The following is a 16868-nucleotide window of genomic DNA, read 5'->3' as shown; positions in this document are numbered from 1 at the left end:
ATAATATTACCAAAAGGTAGAACTCATGAAGCGTCTCTCACTCAGCCGCGCCAGTTTGGGCGTCAAGCTGTCTGTCATGACCTCGTTGAGCGTGGCCGTGCTGTTTTTTATCCTCACGCTCGCTTTAAGCAATAATGCAGCCAAACAGCTGCAGGCATTAACGCTGGAAAATATGCAAAACCAGGTGGCAGGGATTGGCGACATGGCGGGCATGTTTAACGCCACGCTAAGCGAAGAAGTAGCCAATTATACCAGGCTGTTCCAAAGCTTCCTGCCGAAAGAGTTTAGCCGTGATGAAAGCGCTCGTATTACGGTAGGCGACTTCTCTACGCCAACTTTACGCGCCGGGTTAAAAACCCTGAATCTGGATGAAACCGTTGTTGATGACTTTTTAGCGCGTACCGGCGCTATTTCAACGATTTTTGTCCGTGACGGCGATAACTACGTGCGTGTTGCCACCTCACTGCTGAAGGAAGACGGTTCGCGTGCGATGGGAACTCAGCTCGATCGCCAAAGCCCGGCCTTCGCCCAGGTAAGTAAAGGTGAAGCGTATCGCGGCCTGGCCTCCCTGTTCGGCAAACGCTACATCACCCAGTACCAGCCGGTAAAAGATGCCAGCGGGACGGTTGTTGGCATCCTGTTTGTCGGCGTGGAGATCGGTAAGCAGATCGCGCTGATGCGCGATAAAGTGCTGGATAAGTCCTTCAGCGATACCGGCCGCTTTATGGTGATGAACGGCGCGGCAGGAACTTCTCGCGGTACCTGGCTGTTCCATCCGCAAGAAGAGGGGAAAATGGCGCACTGGTCGCCGGAAACCATGCAGCAGCTCACCACCCAGCAGAGCGGCACGCTGGAAACGGTACAGGATGGCGAACCGCGTATCGTTGCCTGGCAGCATCTGCCTGGCTGGAACTGGATCATTCTTGGTGATGTGGATAAAGACAGCCTGCTGGCGCCCATTACTTCGGCCCGCAATACTTTCCTGCTGCTTGGGATGGGACTGGTGATCCTGTTTGCCGTAGGTTTTGTCGTTATCACGCGCCGCTGGGTTAGCGTTCCGCTACAGAAGGTGATCCATCTGGCTGAACAGTATGCGGACGGCAACCTGCAGGCAACGTTGCAAACGCAGCGTAAAGATGAGGTAGGCCAGCTGATTACCGCCATCAACGGCATCGGTGACGGGCTGGAACGAATCGTTTCCCAGGTGCGCACCGCCGCGCAGGATATTAGTCAGGGCACCGACGCGATTGCCGTCAGCAGTGAAAATATCAGCGAGCAAATTACCCGCCAGGCCAGCAGCGTAGAAGAAACCTCCGCCAGTATGGAGCAGTTGGGCGCTACCGTTGGACAGAATGCGGAGAACGTTGCGCAGGCGCTACAGCTGGTAGCGGAAGCCGCAAGCGCCGTGCAGCAAGGCGGCGAAACGGTCGCGCACTCGGTCAATACCATGTCGGCGATCAAGGTCTCCTCACAGAGCATTGCTGATATCACCCACGTCATTGAATCCATTGCCTTTCAGACCAATATCCTCGCACTGAACGCAGCGGTAGAAGCAGCACGCGCAGGCGAGCATGGTAAAGGGTTCGCGGTTGTTGCGGCTGAAGTCCGCGCGCTGGCGAGCCGTAGCGCGCAGGCAGCGAAGGAGATCGATGGGCTGATCAGTAACTCTATTAGCAGCGTGAATCAGGGCCATATCCTGTCCGAACAAACGCGCAGCGCGATGGAAAATATTGTTACCCGCATTGAGCAGGTTAAAGCGCTGATGGGCGAAATTAATATCGCCTCTCAGGAGCAGTCCGCCGGGATCGGTCAGGTCAATATCGCGATGACGCAGATCGGCCAGGCAACGCATCAAAATACCGAGCTGGTGGCCCAGTCAGAAGAAACAGCGCATGAGCTTAGCAAAAAAGGTCATCATCTGACCGAGCTGGTGAGTGTTTTTACCCTGAAAGGCTAACGGAACAGTGGGGATCGCATACACTTTAGCGATCCCCTACCGTGAGGAGTTTACGATGCGTTACTGGCCTTTACTGCTGTTAACTCTGACCTTAAGCGCCTGCAGTACGCTGCGTTCGACGCCGGAAGCGCCGCCGCCGCCGTTGCCGCAGGCCCAAGAGATTCACCGGGCGCAGACCGCTAACCTGCCAAGGCTGGGCAGCATTACCAGCACTACGCGCGGCTCGCCGGACGATGCCCAGCGCGAAATTGCGCGAAAGGCCAATCAGGCTGGCGCCACCTATTATCAGATAGTGGCGCTCAGCGAAACGGTGATGCCGGGAATGTGGTACGCCTCAGCGGTGCTGTATGGCCCGGCGGGCTCATCCACCGCTGGCACGCAGCAATAAACGTTCGCCAACAGCGTTTGCAACAGATACCGCGCCGCGCGTATCTAAAAAGTGCTGACACCAGGCATCCGCCAACGGTGGTTCCAGGGTGGTCAAAAGCTGTTGGCCAGTCGCTAATAACACCAGCTGACTGGTTATCGCGCGCGCCTGCGCCTCCTGCGGCTTCCGCAGCCGCAGTTTGAGCTGACGCCAGCAGCTATCGAAATGGCGGTTAAGGCCTTTAACCTCATCAAACTGAGCAGCCAGCATCTCTGTTACCGCTGGCTGCTTTCTCAACACCCGCAGCACATCCAGACACATAACATTACCTGCGCCTTCCCAGATGCTGTTTACCGGCGCTTCGCGATAAAGACGCGGTAGCTCACTCTCTTCGCAATAGCCGATGCCGCCTAATATCTCCATCGCCTGAGCGATGAAAGGCGTCGCGTTTTTACACACTGCAAACTTCGCGGCAGGCGTAAACAGACGCACATAAGCACGCTGCTGTTCATCCGCCGGTTGCGAAAAGGCATGAGCGATACGCATTAACAGGGCGGTCTGCCCTTCCAGCTGCAGCGCCTGCTGACAGAGCTGCTGACGCATCAGCGGTTGCTCAACCAGCGTTTTTCCCATCATCTGACGCTGATGCGCATGATAGAGCGCCACTGAGAAGGCGCGCCGCATCAGGCTATGGCTGCCCAGCGCACAGTCGAAACGGGTATAGCCGCCCATTCTTAAAATTTGACGCACGCCGTCGCCTTCGTCGCCTAACAGCCAGCCTGTTGCGCCGTCAAACTCTACTTCACTGCTGGCGTTAGAGCGATTGCCCAACTTATCTTTCAGGCGTTCAATGCGTACCGCGTTGCGCGTACCGTCCGGCAGCAGGCGCGGCAAGAAAAAACAGCTGATGCCGCCCGGCGCCTGCGCCAGCACCAGATGCGCATCACTCTGCGGCACAGAAAAGAACCATTTATGGCCGGTAAGACGATAACTCTCGCCGTTACCGCGCGCTGCAACAGGTTCTGCGCGCGTGGTATTGCTCAGGACATCGGTACCGCCCTGCTTTTCCGTCATGCCCATGCCGATCAGCAGCCCGCGCTTTTGCGGCGCAGCGTGGAGGTGTGCATCGTAACGATCGCTTAATAACGGCGGCAGCCAGTCGGCAAACAGGGACGGCAGGCTGGTCTGCAACAGCGGCGTCGCGCCAAAAGTCATGGTAACAGGGCAAAGCGTGCCAGCTTCTACCTGCCCGTGCAGGATAAAACGCGCAGCGCGGGCCACAAACGCGCCTGAGCGCGCCCCGGCCTGCCAGGGCAGGTTATGCACGCGGTTAGCGCACAGCCCCTGCATCAACAGGTGCCAGGCAGGATGAAAGCGTAAATCATCCAGCCGTTCGCCGCGCGCGTCGTAGCGCAGCAGCTCAGGGGGAAAAGCGTTAGCCAGCCTTCCCAGCTCCAGCGACTCGCTGCTGCCAAGCTGCTGCCCTACCGATGCCAGCAGATCCTGGTCCCAGTTCGCACCAAAGCGCGCCACGGCTTCACGCAGCGGCGTATCGGAAAGAAACAGGTTGCTATTGCTGAGTGGGCGAGGCTGATTAAAAACGGTATGGGTAACGGACATAAGCGGGGATCTCCATGCGGAAAGCCCGATGAGCCAGCGGCCAGGGCTTTGAATTATCCAGCAGTAGAGTCATTATGCAGAAAGCCGCAGAAGATGCCCGTAACAGAGAGGATATTCGGGGCGCTCATCACGCCCCGCAGCGATCAGCCGCGACGCTGACGTACCGCTTCAAACAGGCAAATGCCGGTCGCTACCGAAACGTTCAGTGAAGAGACGCTGCCCGCCATAGGCAGTTTGATCAGATCATCACAGTGCTCACGCGTCAGACGGCGCATGCCTTCGCCTTCCGCGCCCATCACCAGTGCCAGCGGACCGGTCATTTTGCTTTCCCATATTTCATGGGTCGCTTCGCCTGCAGTGCCGACAATCCAGACATGATACTCCTGCAGCAGACGCATGGTGCGCGCCAGGTTGGTCACCCGAATCAGCGGGACATTCTCCGCCGCGCCGCTGGCAACTTTTTTCGCCGTGGCGTTCAGCGCAGCAGAACGATCTTTCGGTACGATAACCGCATGCACGCCAGCGGCATCCGCACTGCGCAGGCAGGCACCAAGGTTATGCGGATCGGTGACGCCATCCAGGATCAACAGCAGCGGCGATTCAATCGACGCCAGCAGATCCGGCAGATCGCCTTCCTGATACTGCCTTCCTGGTTTTACCTGCGCCACGATACCCTGATGCACAGCGCCTTCTGATTTACTGTCGAGCCACTGGCGCGTAGCAACCTGAATCACGATCCCCTGCGCTTCCAGCGCAGTAATCAGCGACTGCAGACGACGATCGTCACGGCCTTTCAGGATCCAGACCTGCTGGAAACGTTGCGGATCGCGCTCTAAAAGCGCCTGTACGGCGTGAATGCCGAAAACTACTTCACTCATATGTTATCCGATGCTGGTTACGGGCGGCCCTGCCGCCCTTTGGCCTGCGGCGCGACAGGGATTGCCTGTTACCGCTTATGCCTCTTTTTTCTTCGATGCACGCTTAGCTTTGGTTGCGGCGGCGATTTTACGCGTTTTTTCCGACGGTTTTTTCGCTTTTTTCTCGCCTTTTGGCTTCGCAGGTTTTTTGTCGCCACGGAACGCTGCATCCGGCTCGAAATTCGCGGTTTTCCGCATTTCGCGGCGGCGCTTGTTATGGCTGCCGGAAGCGCCTTTCTTCGCCTTCTCACGCGCGGTTTTGCCTTCGCCGCGCGGGCTGCGCTGGCTGGAGATCAGCGCAAAGTCGATTTTACGCTCGTCCATATGCACCGCCTCAACGCGTACTTCTACGGTATCGCCGAGACGATAAGTGCGTCCGCCAGATTCGCCAATCAGGCGCTGCCCTACCGCATCAAAGCGGTAATAGTCGTTATCCAGCGTCGACACATGCACCAGCCCATCGATAAACAGATCGTTCAGACGGACAAAGAAGCCAAAGCCGGTTACGCTGGCAATCACGCCGGTAAAGGTGTTGCCCACCTGATCCTGCATAAAGTCACACTTCAGCCAGTCAGCGACGTCACGCGTGGCTTCATCAGCACGGCGTTCGGTTAAGGAGCAGTGCAGGCCCAGCTGCAGCATCTGCTGCATTTCATAGTGATAGCCGCCGGTCGGCGTGCTGTTGCCCTGCAGCGTGCCCTGCTGTTGCGCCAGCAGATACTTAATCGCCCGATGCAGCAGCAGATCGGGATAGCGGCGGATCGGTGACGTAAAGTGCGCATAGGAGGCGAGCGCCAGGCCGAAGTGACCACGGTTTTCCGGATCGTAAACCGCCTGCTTCATGGAGCGCAGCAGCATGGTTTGCAGCATTTCGTGATCGGGACGGTCAGCGATGGTTTCCAGCAGTTCGGCATAGTCCAGCGGCTGCGGCTTGTTGCCGCCAGGCAGCGACAGGCCCAGTTCGGCCAGCACCGAGCGGAAGCTTTTGATGCTCTCATCGCTGGGACGATCGTGATCGCGGAACAGCGCAGGCTCGTTATGCTTCTCAACGAAACGTGCCGAGGCGATGTTGGCGAGGATCATGCACTCTTCAATCAGCTTATGGGCATCGTTACGTACGGTGCGCTCCACGCGCTCAATACGGCGTTCGGCGTTGAAAATAAATTTCGCTTCGTCCGTTTCGAAAGAGATGCCGCCGCGCTGCTCACGCGCTTTTTCCAGCACTTCATACATACGGTGCAGCTCTTCGAGATGACCCACCAGCGGCGCATACTGTTCACGCAGCTCCGGATTGCCCTGCAAAATCGACCAGACTTTGGTGTAGGTCAGACGCGCATGGGAATTCATCACCGCTTCATAGTGCTTATAGCCGGTCAGCTTACCGCTGGAGGAGATGGTCATTTCGCAGACCATGCAGAGACGATCTACCTGCGGGTTCAGAGAACAGAGGCCGTTAGAGAGCACTTCCGGCAGCATCGGGACGACCTGCGACGGGAAATAAACCGAGGTGCCGCGATTATGCGCTTCGTTGTCCAGCGGCGTGCCGGGGCGCACGTAATAGCTGACGTCTGCAATCGCAACCCATAAACGCCAGCCGCCGCCACGTTTTTTCTCGCAGTAAACCGCATCATCAAAGTCGCGGGCATCTTCACCGTCGATGGTTACCAGCGGCAGCTGGCGTAAATCCACGCGGCCCTGCTTCGCCTCTTCCGGCACCTCTTCACGCAGTTTAGCGACCTGCTCTTCTACCTCTGCCGGCCAGACGTGCGGGATTTCATGCGTACGCAGCGCCATATCCACCGCCAGCCCGGTGCCCATATTGTCACCCAGCACTTCGGTAATCTTGCCAATGGCTTTGGTACGACGCGTTGAGCGCTGCACCAGCTCGACCACTACCACCGAGCCCATACGCGCATTCATGATCTCTTCCGGCGGGATCAAAATATCGAAGCTCAGACGACTGTCATCCGGTACCACAAAGCCCACGCCAGCTTCGGTAAAATAGCGGCCAACAATCTGGCTGTTACGCGGCTCAAGCACACGGACCACACGAGCCTCACGGCGGCCTTTACGATCGGCACCCAGCGGCTGCGCCAGGATAACGTCGCCGTGCATGCAGAACTTCATCTGTTCAGCGGAGAGATAGAGATCATCTTTTTGCCCTTCCACGCGCAGGAAGCCGTAGCCATCGCGATGACCCATTACTTTACCGCGCAGCAGATCCAGGCGTTCAGGCAGCACATAACATTGACGACGAGTGAACACCAGTTGCCCGTCACGCTCCATGGCACGCAGTCGGCGGCGCAGCGCTTCAAGCTGCTCTTCACCGCTAATGTTCATTTCAACAGCCAACTCTTCCCGGCTGGCAGGTTTTTCACGTTTTTCTAAATGGGCGAGGATAAATTCGCGGCTGGGAATAGGGTTTTCATATTTTTCAGCTTCTCTTTCCTGAAAAGGATCTTTTGACATAGCGGTTCCTCCGTTGTCAGTAGCCGGTTAGCGTGGGGATCCCAGGCTCCGGCAATAAAATTTTATAAAGCGGATGGTTATCCTTCACCAGATCGGCCAACGTGTAGTTGTCCAGCTCACGCAAAAATTGTTCGGTGGCGGTTTTCAACGCCTGACGTAGACGGCAGGCGGAAGTGATAGCGCAAGCATCACAGTTCACCAGCTGTAGTGGCTCCATTTGCCGAACAACATGCCCAATAACAATCTCTGATGCCGGTTTTCCGAGGCGAATGCCACCGTTTTTGCCACGAACGGCAGCCACATAGCCCAGACGACTCAGTTGGTTAATGATTTTGACCATATGGTTGCGCGACACGCCGTAAGTGTCGGTAACCTGGGTAATATTCGTCATCTGCCCGGCGGGTAAAGACGCCATGTAAATCAGCGCACGCAGGCCAAAATCGGTAAAGCTCGTCAGTTGCACAATAACCTCGGTGAATTTCCGGTGAATTTCATCCGTTTAGCATAATTATTATCTAATGATGATAAACCAGCCCATAAGATTAAGGGCATTTTTTTAAGCAAGCCGGATTTCAGGAAAAAGCGGTAAGCAAAAGGATGGGAATAAAGCGCGGTGCGTCTGCAGTAAGTCAGAAGATAAAGGCCGGAGCGTGTCCGGCCTTTTACATAATCAGGCGTCAAATGGATGGCGCAGGATCATGGTTTCGCTGCGGTCCGGGCCGGTAGAGATGATATCAACCGGTACGCCCGTCAGTTCTTCAACACGCTTGATGTAATCACGTGCGGTTTGCGGCAGCGCATCAACGGACTTCGCGCCAAACGTGCTTTCGCTCCAGCCTGGCAGGGTTTCATAGATCGGCTCAATGCCTTCCCAACCTTCTGCAGCCAGCGGCGTCGTGGTCACTTCACGACCATCCGGCATACGATAGCCAATGCAGATTTTAACCTCTTTCAGCCCGTCCAGCACATCCAGTTTGGTCATGCAGAAGCCAGACAGCGAGTTAATCTGCACCGCACGGCGCACGGCAACGATATCCAGCCAGCCGGTACGACGACGACGCCCGGTGGTGGCACCAAACTCATTGCCTTTTTCACACAGGAACTCGCCGGTTTCATCAAACAGCTCGGTCGGGAACGGACCGGCGCCAACGCGGGTTGAGTAGGCTTTGATAATACCCAGCACATAATCAACGTAACGCGGGCCAATACCAGAGCCGGTAGCTACGCCGCCTGCGGTGGTATTAGAGGAAGTCACGTACGGGTAGGTGCCGTGATCGATATCCAACAGCGTACCCTGAGCGCCTTCAAACATGATCAGGTCGCCACGCTTGCGCGCATTATCCAGCAGATCGGAGACATCAACAACCATGCTGGTCAGAATATCAGCGACTTCCATGACATCTTTCAACACGGTGTCATAGTCGACCGCATCTGTTTTGTAGTAGTGAACCAGCTGGAAGTTGTAGAAATCAACGATCTCTTTCAGCTTCACGGCGAAGGTTTCTTTGTTAAACAGATCGCCTACGCGCAGGCCACGGCGGGCAACTTTATCTTCATAAGCGGGGCCGATGCCGCGTCCGGTGGTGCCGATCGCCTTCGCGCCACGCGCTTTTTCACGCGCCACATCCATCGCAACATGATATTGCAGAATCAACGGGCAAGCTTCAGAAATTAACAGACGTTCACGTACCGGGACGCCGCGTTCTTCCAGACCTTTCATCTCTTTCATCAGCGCAGCCGGAGACAGCACTACACCGTTGCCGATGATGCTGGTGACGTTTTCACGCAGGATGCCAGAAGGAATTAAGTGGAGAACGGTTTTTTCACCGTTGATGACAAGCGTATGACCCGCATTATGGCCGCCTTGATAGCGCACAACGTATTTAGCGCGCTCTGTCAGAAGGTCAACAATCTTACCTTTGCCTTCGTCACCCCATTGGGTGCCCAGTACGACAACGTTCTTACCCATTTTTTGAAACCACCGATTGCTTAAAAAAGGATTCTACCACCATGATTTTCCACTTTCAGCACTTTTAGCATACGATTGCGCAGTTTTTTACGGCTGATTTCACCAGGCGTTCCCTGCCATTTTGCCTCTGTGAAAAGCCTTTCCTGGATATGGCATTAACTGCCGCCGTGAACACTCAACATGTAGTAAACCACCGCGCCAGCCACCACAATCCCACCGCCAAAGCGATGCAGCAGACGATCCGGTAATTGTGCCATGGCCAGGATCATACGCCGCCAGACACGCGGCCACAGCATTGGCCCAAGGCCTTCTAATACCAGCACTAACGCCAGCGCCATCCAAATGGTTGTATTCATTATTTCTCAGTAGCAAACGGGCAGAAGCAGGCGATTATGCACACGGATACAGAATCAGTAAATACAGGGTTAGCTGAAGCGGATGTAAAAAGAGTGACGGGATATATCATGACGTCATCTGTTGAATTTTATCAGGCTAAACAGGGGGATCACGTTGTGCGATAAAGAAGCGGGAGCCGAAAAAGAGGCAAAAAAAGAGCCGACAGGCTGTCGGCTCTTTTCACGGGTTTAGCGTGTTGCGGCACCAGAAGGCGATTTCATATAACGGAAGAAATCACTGTCCGGGCTTAACACCATCACATCCTGATTGTTATTGAAGCTCTTCTCATAGGCGCGCAGGCTACGAATAAAGGCGTAGAAATCGGGATCCTGACTAAACGCATCGGCATACAGCTTAGCCGTTTCGGCATCGCCTTCACCACGTGTGATTAAAGCTTCACGCTGCGCTTCTGCCAGAGTGCGGGTGACCTGATAGTCCGCCTGAGCACGCAATTTTTCTGCCTCTTCCTGACCTTGCGAACGCTGACTACGCGCTACCGCTTCACGCTCAGCGCGCATACGGTTGTAAATCGCATCGGAAACCTCAGTTGGCAGGTTGATCTGCTTAATGCGCACATCAACCACCTCAATACCCAACGCAGCCATACTGTTCGGGTTAATTGCCGGTCCGCTGCTGTTGGTTTCACGCTCTACGCGCGCTGCCGCACTGGCAATAGCATCATCCGCTGCCGGGGTCTGGACTTCATCATCACGTCCGGCGCTACCGGTGTTCAGCGCATCGCGTACGTCAGTGGTCAGGCGTCCACGGGAATCGGTCACAATGTCTTTAACATCAAGACGGCCCATTTCTGAACGCAGACGGTCACTGAATTTACGCTTCAGCAGCACTTCGGCCTGTGAAATATCACCGCCGCCGGTTGCGAGGTAGTAACGGCTAAAGTCGCTGATGCGCCATTTGATATAAGAATCCACAATCAGATCCTTTTTCTCTTTGGTCACAAAGCGATCGGCCTGGTTATTCATGGTCTGGATACGTGCGTCGAGCGTCTTCACCGACTCCAGGAACGGAATTTTGAAATGCAGGCCCGGTTCAAAAACCTGCGGCTTGTTTTCATCATCACGCAGAACTTTGCCGAAACGCAGCACGATTCCACGCTGACCTTCCTGAACCACAAACAATGACGCGTAAAGCACCACCAGCACAACGATAATTAATACGATTAATGGCTTACGCATCGCTTACTCTCTCCCTTCGCGCTGGGTGTCATTGCGCTGTGCGTTAGCACGGCGGCTTTGCATAATGTCATCCTGTGAGAAGGACGAACCGCTGTTGGCGCGATCGTTGCTGCCGGTCGCCGGCGGCAGACGCATCAGGCTGCTACTCTCCTGGCTGCCAGCGGCATTGGTTGAACCCGCGCCCCGCATCAGTTGATCCAGCGGCAACACCATCAGATTATTGTTGTTGCTGTTTACCAAAACCTTACGTGTACCGCTCAGCACGCGCTCCATGGTTTCGATATACAAACGTTCTTTGGTAATTTCCGGTGCGGCTTTGTATTCCGGCAGAATTTTAGCGAAGCGCGCGACTTCACCCTGAGCCTCTAACACGGTGCGGGATTTATACGCGCGTGCCTCTTCCAGAATACGCTGCGCCTGACCGTTAGCGCGCGGCTGAACTTCATTCGCATAGGCTTCTGCTTCGCGAACGTACTGCTCGCGGTTTTCACGGGCGGCAATCGCGTCATCAAACGCGGCCTTCACTTCTTCTGGCGGACGCGCCGCCTGGAAGTTTACGTCCAGCACGGTAATACCCATGTCGTAAGGACGGATGGTCTCATCGATTTCGCGCTGCGTTTCGCTACGCACCACGGTACGTCCTTCAGTCAAAATACGATCCATGCTGGAGCGGCCGATAACGCCACGTAGCGCGCTGTCGGTGGCCTGACGCAGGCTGTCATCAGCACTGGTGACCGCAAACAGATAGCGCTCCGGATCGGTCACGCGATACTGCACGTTCATCTCGACGCGCACCACGTTTTCGTCCGACGTCAGCATCACGCCAGAAGCAGCCAGTTCACGTACCGCTTCAACGTTAACGGCACGAACCTGATCGATAAAGGTCGGTTTCCAGTTCAGGCCCGGCTCAACCAGATGGCTAAACTGACCAAAGCGCGTCACCACACCTCGCTCCGCTTCTTTGATGGTATAGAAGCCGCTTGCGGCCCAGATAACCACGGCCGCTACGGCCACAATACCAACCAGCTTACCGCCGTTACCTGAGCTGCGCGAGCTATCGCCGCCCTTGTTGCCGCCACCCAGACCGCCAAGCTTTTTGCTCAGCTTACGGAAGATATCGTCGAGATCGGGAGGTCCCTGATCGCGTCCTCCTTTATTACCCCCAGAGTTGCCGCCTTTATTATTGCTGCTTCCCCACGGGTCGCGGTCTTGTCCGTTATTCCCGGGCTGATTCCACGCCATGTTTATACTCCATTTATTGTGTGTGCGGTGGTATCCCAGTCCGGGATACGCCTCTCAGGCAACATCATTCAAACAATATAATCCACCAGCGTCGGTTCCTGTTTGCACAGGCGGCGCCAGTCAACAATGGGCATGCGTATCATCATACTTACGCTGCCATCCTCTTCATTCCATTCTTTCTCAATCGCCTGCAGCTGATAAAAACGGCTACGCAGACGTCCCAGTTCAGGAGGCAAACGCAGCTGCTGCTGTACGATTTCACCAGAGAGCCGTTCGGTTAGCGCCTGAAACAGCAGCGGCAAACCTACGCCCGTTTGGGCAGAGAGCCAGACCCGAACCGGTTGGTTTTCATCGTTGCGATCGATGCGCGGCTCAAAGCCGTCCAGCATATCGATCTTGTTCATTACCTGCAGTACGGGAATATCATCGGCTTCGATCTCTTCCAGCACCGCCTCTACCGCTTCGATATTTTCATCGAGCCGGACATCGGCAGCGTCGATAACATGCAGCAGTAGCGTTGCTTCGCGCGTTTCCTGCAGCGTCGCTTTAAAGGCTGCGACCAGGTCATGCGGCAGATGACGGATAAAGCCTACCGTATCGGCCAGAACCACCTCGCCCACATCCGCGACGTCGATACGGCGCAGCGTTGGATCGAGAGTAGCAAATAGCTGGTCGGCGGCATAAACATTCGCAGAGGTGACGCTATTAAACAGCGTGGATTTTCCGGCGTTGGTATAGCCCACCAACGAAACCGTTGGAATATCCGCTTTGGCACGTGCCTGACGCCCCTGTTCACGCTGTTTTTCTACGCGTTCCAGGCGCGACAAAATCTGACTGATACGATTACGCAGCAACCGGCGGTCAGTTTCTAATTGGGTTTCACCCGGTCCGCGCAGGCCTATCCCCCCTTTTTGACGCTCAAGGTGGGTCCAGCCACGTACCAGACGCGTAGCGAGATGGCGAAGCTGAGCCAGCTCTACCTGTAATTTACCTTCGTGAGTGCGGGCGCGCTGGGCAAAAATATCCAGAATCAATCCCGTGCGGTCCAGCACACGGCATTCGCATAGACGCTCAAGATTACGTTCCTGAGCGGGTGACAAAGCATGATCGAACAGCACCACTGATGCTCCGGTCTCTTTCACCGCTTCAGCGATTTCGACAGCTTTACCTTCACCGACAAAATATTTGGGATGTGGCGCTTTGCGGCTACCGGTTATCACGCGCAGCGCTTCGACGCCTGAGGAAGAGACCAGCGTTTCAAATTCTTGCAGGTCTTCCGTCTCTTTGTCTTGCGAGAACCAGATGTGTACCAGTACGGCCTGCTCACCGGCATCATAACGGTCAAACAAGCTTAAACCTCTCTAATAGATTGACCAAAACGGGGAAGGTCATTAATGCATTCCCCGTTTTGGCAGAACGATGAAAAGGCTTACTCAGCGCTGTCACCGTCTTGCTGTTGTGGCTGCGATTGCGCTGCCTGATTATTGCCGCCGTGATGATAGTTGCTGCTGCCACCTGCATTGTTGCTATGATGGGAGACTGCACGGGACGGGACAACGGTGGAGATAGCGTGCTTATACACCATCTGGCTTACCGTATTCTTCAACAAAATAACAAACTGATCGAAAGACTCGATTTGACCTTGCAGTTTGATACCATTCACCAAATAAATTGAAACCGGAACACGCTCGCGACGCAGTGCGTTCAGGAACGGGTCTTGTAATGATTGCCCCTTAGCCATTCTATCTTTTCCTTATATGCTTGTTGTTTATTACTGAGAACCCTACGGCTCTAAATACTGCGTAAAAAAATTTGCGCACGATAACGGTTCAATTGTACACATTCACCCAAGGTTCGCACCAAGAACCTGTAATACCTTGCTGAGAGCCAGCTCTGGATGTTCGCTGTCAAGCCAGTGAACATTCTGCCAGCCTCTAAGCCAGGTAATCTGGCGCTTCGCGAGTTGCCGGGTGGCGCAAATTCCCCGATAAACCATTTCGTCGTAATTAATGTCGCCTTCAAGGTATGACCACATCTGGCGATAGCCAACACAACGAATGGAAGGCAAATCCGTATGCAAATCTCCTCGTGCAAACAGCGCACGCGCTTCCGCTTCAAAACCTGAAGCCAGCATTTGCTCAAAACGTAACGCAATACGCTGATGCAATAATTCACGGCTCGCCGGAGCGATAGCAAACTGAACCACATCGTAAGGCAAAGCCTCACCCGCGGTTTTCGTCAGTTCCGTTAAAGTTTTACCCGAAATGAAAAAAACTTCCAGTGCTCGCGAGAGTCTCTGGGGATCATTCGGATGAATACGAGCACCAGCAACGGGATCGATGTCACATAACTGACGGTGCAGCGTGTCCCAACCCAGTTCACGCGCCGTTTGCTCAATTCGTTCGCGTACTTCCGGATCGGCCGAGGGCAACGGCGACAATCCTTCCAGTAGCGCTTTGAAATAGAGCATGGTTCCACCAACAAGCAACGGAATTCGCCCTTTTGAAACGATATCCGCCATTTCCGCCAGCGCATCACGCCGAAAGTCAGCAGCCGAGTAGGCTTCCAACGGATCGCGAATGTCCAGCAGACGATGAGGCGCCAACGCCAGCTCTTCCGCAGTTGGCTTGGCGGTGCCAATATCCATACCACGGTAAATCAGAGCAGAATCCACGCTAATCAGCTCAACCGGCAAGCGTTGACGTAGCGACATCGCTAACGCTGTCTTGCCAGAGGCCGTTGGCCCCATCAGAAAAATAGCCTTAGGCCGGCCCGCCATTTCACTTTCACTCATGCTTCAGAGCGCTTAACGCCGTTTCTGTGTCGATCGGTTGTAATAAACCTGGAGGCGGCGATTTTAATAGCGCCGGACAAAGCCGTTCGACTTCCGCCAGCAGCGCAATCGCCCGCGAGTGATTCCAGGGCGTAAGCTCTGCCTCAGCCTGTCGTGCCAGCCATTGTGCAAGCTGGCCCGAAGAAATTTCCTGCTGACGGGCGAGATAGCCTAACAGTTCTGGAATCAAGTTTTGTAAATTTTGTTGGCGCAAAGGTAAAGGCACCGCGCGCAGAGTCACATGCTGTCCATCACTTTGCAAATCAATACCAAACTGTTGCAACAATTCGGTACGCTGCTGCATCGCCTGACGCTCTGGCGCAGCCAGCTTTAGCCGCACCGGAATCAGCAGCGGCTGCGGTTTCAATCCTTCCGTTCCCGGCTCCAGCTGAGCCTGCCTTAGCCAGCGCGCCGCAACGGGCAAGGCCACCAGAGCCAGTCCGCCCTGACGCTCCACCACCGCATAGTTATCATGCAGCACGGTGAGTAGTCGTCCCAGGCTTTGGCTATGCGCGGGTAAAGGTGCCGGGCCCGCCGCAGGCGATGTGACAGGCGCGGCTTCTTCTGTGCGGGGTGCGGGCGTTTGCAACAGTTGCTGGTAAAGCGCGCCTTCGCGCTTTTGATAGCCCGGCTGCTGCTGCGGCCAGCCTGACGGGCCGCCGGCGGCGCGCGCCGTTCCGCCGCCGTGGTTCCCACGCGCAGCCGCCCCTGCCGGTTGCGCGGCGTGGTGCTCCGTCGGGGAATCAAGATGACGCGACGACAGCTGCGTTGGCGGGCGTACTGCCTCTGGCGTCGAAGGCGGGCTGGAGAAATGATTACCGCCCGCTGCCGGGCGATTCTCCGGCTGCCAGCGCGGCTGCGTCTCTGATTCTGCGGTTAACGGCAGACTTTCCGCCCCGCTTTCCTGCAAGGCGCAAATCACGCCCTGATAGATAAAATCATGTACCAGGCGTGACTGGTGGAAACGTACCTCATGCTTGGCAGGATGCACATTCACATCCACCTGATGAGGATCGATATGCAGATAGAGTACATAGGCGGGCTGATGCTCTCCGCTTATCTTTTCCTGATAGGCCTGGCGGATCGCATGATTGATTAGCTTATCGCGCATCATGCGGCCATTTACATAACAGTACTGCAGCTCGCTGATCTGACGTGCGCCAGCCGGATCGGCAACCCAGCCGCGCAGAATTAAATCGCCATGCTGCCATTCGATTTTCAGCGCATGTTCCATAAAGGTTGCGCCACAGATTGCGCCCAGACGCCGCAACTGCTGGCTCTCCTGGGTCGCCGCACGATACTGTCGCACCAGTTTACCGTTGTGCGTCAGGGAAATGGCGATATCAAAGCGTGCCAGCGCAATCCGGCGCACCACTTCATCGATATGGGTGAACTCGGTTTTCTCTGTACGCAGGAACTTGCGTCGGGCGGGCGTATTGTAGAAGAGATCGAGCACTTCCAGCGTGGTGCCGACCGGATGCGCTGCCGGTTTTACCGTTACTGTCATATCGCGCCCTTCCGCGTACGCCTGCCAGGCTTCGTTTTGATCGGCGGTGCGCGAGGTTAGCGTCAGACGTGAAACCGAGCTAATACTGGCCAGCGCCTCACCGCGAAAGCCGAGGCTCATGATCGCTTCTAAATCATCCAGCGAGGTAATTTTACTGGTGGCGTGACGCGCCAGCGCCATAGCCAGCTCTTCCTTATCGATGCCGCAGCCGTTATCACGGATGCGGATCAGCTTTGCGCCGCCTTTTTCGATATCAATATCAATGCGCGTGGCGCCAGCATCAAGGCTGTTCTCTACCAGTTCTTTCACCACCGACGCTGGACGTTCAACCACTTCACCGGCAGCAATCTGGTTAGCCAACTGAGGAGGCAGGATCTGAATGGGCATAGCGCAGT

At 55.5% G+C, this 16868-nt stretch carries 14 protein-coding genes; 2 read left to right on the top strand and 12 right to left on the bottom strand.

All coding sequences use genetic code 11. The features are described 5' to 3' along the window. Positions 1-25 precede the first annotated feature (25 nt). Together ACQE32_RS13785 and bsmA are read left to right on the top strand one after the other, a co-directional pair. Positions 26-1957 carry a methyl-accepting chemotaxis protein gene (locus tag ACQE32_RS13785; protein WP_426981882.1) on the top strand — a complete coding sequence of 644 codons (1932 nt, stop codon included), beginning with the start codon at positions 26-28 and terminating at the stop codon, positions 1955-1957. Between the two features lie 55 nt (positions 1958-2012). Continuing rightward, positions 2013-2345: a biofilm peroxide resistance protein BsmA gene (gene bsmA / locus ACQE32_RS13780; protein WP_426973262.1), complete on the top strand. Its 333-nt coding sequence runs from the start codon at positions 2013-2015 to the stop codon at positions 2343-2345. Here bsmA and ACQE32_RS13775 read toward each other — a convergent pair. From ACQE32_RS13775 to mutL, 12 genes are all read right to left on the bottom strand, one after another. After that, positions 2319-3944: an isovaleryl-CoA dehydrogenase gene (locus ACQE32_RS13775; protein ID WP_426973261.1), complete on the bottom strand. Its 1626-nt coding sequence runs from the start codon at positions 3942-3944 to the stop codon at positions 2319-2321. The genes bsmA and ACQE32_RS13775 overlap by 27 nt on opposite strands. Positions 3945-4087: 143 nt before the next feature. Then, a complete protein-coding gene (gene rlmB / locus ACQE32_RS13770; RefSeq protein WP_085069873.1) occupies positions 4088-4822 on the bottom strand; it encodes a 23S rRNA (guanosine(2251)-2'-O)-methyltransferase RlmB in 735 nt (244 codons plus the stop codon). A 75-nt stretch (positions 4823-4897) separates the two neighbouring features. Further along, on the bottom strand, positions 4898-7330 hold the full coding sequence (gene rnr / locus ACQE32_RS13765; RefSeq protein ID WP_426973260.1) for a ribonuclease R: 2433 nt from the start codon (positions 7328-7330) through the stop codon (positions 4898-4900). Between the two features lie 16 nt (positions 7331-7346). Further along, the gene (gene nsrR / locus ACQE32_RS13760; protein ID WP_426973259.1) at positions 7347-7793 is read right to left on the bottom strand and encodes a nitric oxide-sensing transcriptional repressor NsrR; all 447 of its coding nucleotides are present in this window, start codon (positions 7791-7793) and stop codon (positions 7347-7349) included. Between the two features lie 207 nt (positions 7794-8000). Next, positions 8001-9299, bottom strand: a complete 1299-nt coding sequence (locus tag ACQE32_RS13755) for an adenylosuccinate synthase (RefSeq protein WP_085069870.1) — start codon at positions 9297-9299, stop codon at positions 8001-8003. Positions 9300-9454: 155 nt separating this feature from the next. After that, positions 9455-9655 carry a DUF2065 domain-containing protein gene (locus tag ACQE32_RS13750; RefSeq protein WP_085069869.1) on the bottom strand — a complete coding sequence of 67 codons (201 nt, stop codon included), beginning with the start codon at positions 9653-9655 and terminating at the stop codon, positions 9455-9457. A gap of 228 nt (positions 9656-9883) precedes the next feature. Beyond that, positions 9884-10891 (bottom strand): protease modulator HflC, encoded by a 1008-nt coding sequence (gene hflC, locus ACQE32_RS13745; RefSeq protein ID WP_250650964.1) that lies wholly within the window; start codon positions 10889-10891, stop codon positions 9884-9886. 3 nt (positions 10892-10894) lie between these two features. Beyond that, positions 10895-12133, bottom strand: a complete 1239-nt coding sequence (gene hflK / locus ACQE32_RS13740; RefSeq protein ID WP_250650965.1) for an FtsH protease activity modulator HflK — start codon at positions 12131-12133, stop codon at positions 10895-10897. Positions 12134-12201: 68 nt separating this feature from the next. Further along, positions 12202-13482 carry a ribosome rescue GTPase HflX gene (gene hflX, locus ACQE32_RS13735; RefSeq protein ID WP_426973256.1) on the bottom strand — a complete coding sequence of 427 codons (1281 nt, stop codon included), beginning with the start codon at positions 13480-13482 and terminating at the stop codon, positions 12202-12204. Between the two features lie 80 nt (positions 13483-13562). Then, positions 13563-13874, bottom strand: coding sequence for an RNA chaperone Hfq (gene hfq / locus ACQE32_RS13730; RefSeq protein WP_103059170.1), 312 nt, complete (start codon positions 13872-13874; stop codon positions 13563-13565). 102 nt (positions 13875-13976) lie between these two features. Beyond that, the gene (gene miaA, locus ACQE32_RS13725) at positions 13977-14927 is read right to left on the bottom strand and encodes a tRNA (adenosine(37)-N6)-dimethylallyltransferase MiaA (protein ID WP_427021942.1); all 951 of its coding nucleotides are present in this window, start codon (positions 14925-14927) and stop codon (positions 13977-13979) included. After that, on the bottom strand, positions 14920-16860 hold the full coding sequence (mutL, locus tag ACQE32_RS13720) for a DNA mismatch repair endonuclease MutL (RefSeq protein ID WP_426981884.1): 1941 nt from the start codon (positions 16858-16860) through the stop codon (positions 14920-14922). Before mutL ends, miaA begins: the two co-directional genes overlap by 8 nt. Positions 16861-16868: the final 8 nt, after the last annotated feature.

This window comes from Pantoea sp. FN0302 (assembly GCF_050113775.1).
Lineage (GTDB): Bacteria > Pseudomonadota > Gammaproteobacteria > Enterobacterales > Enterobacteriaceae > Mixta > Mixta alhagi.
Note: the sequence above shows the minus strand (reverse complement) of the source record. Positions and strands in the feature narration are given on the sequence as shown.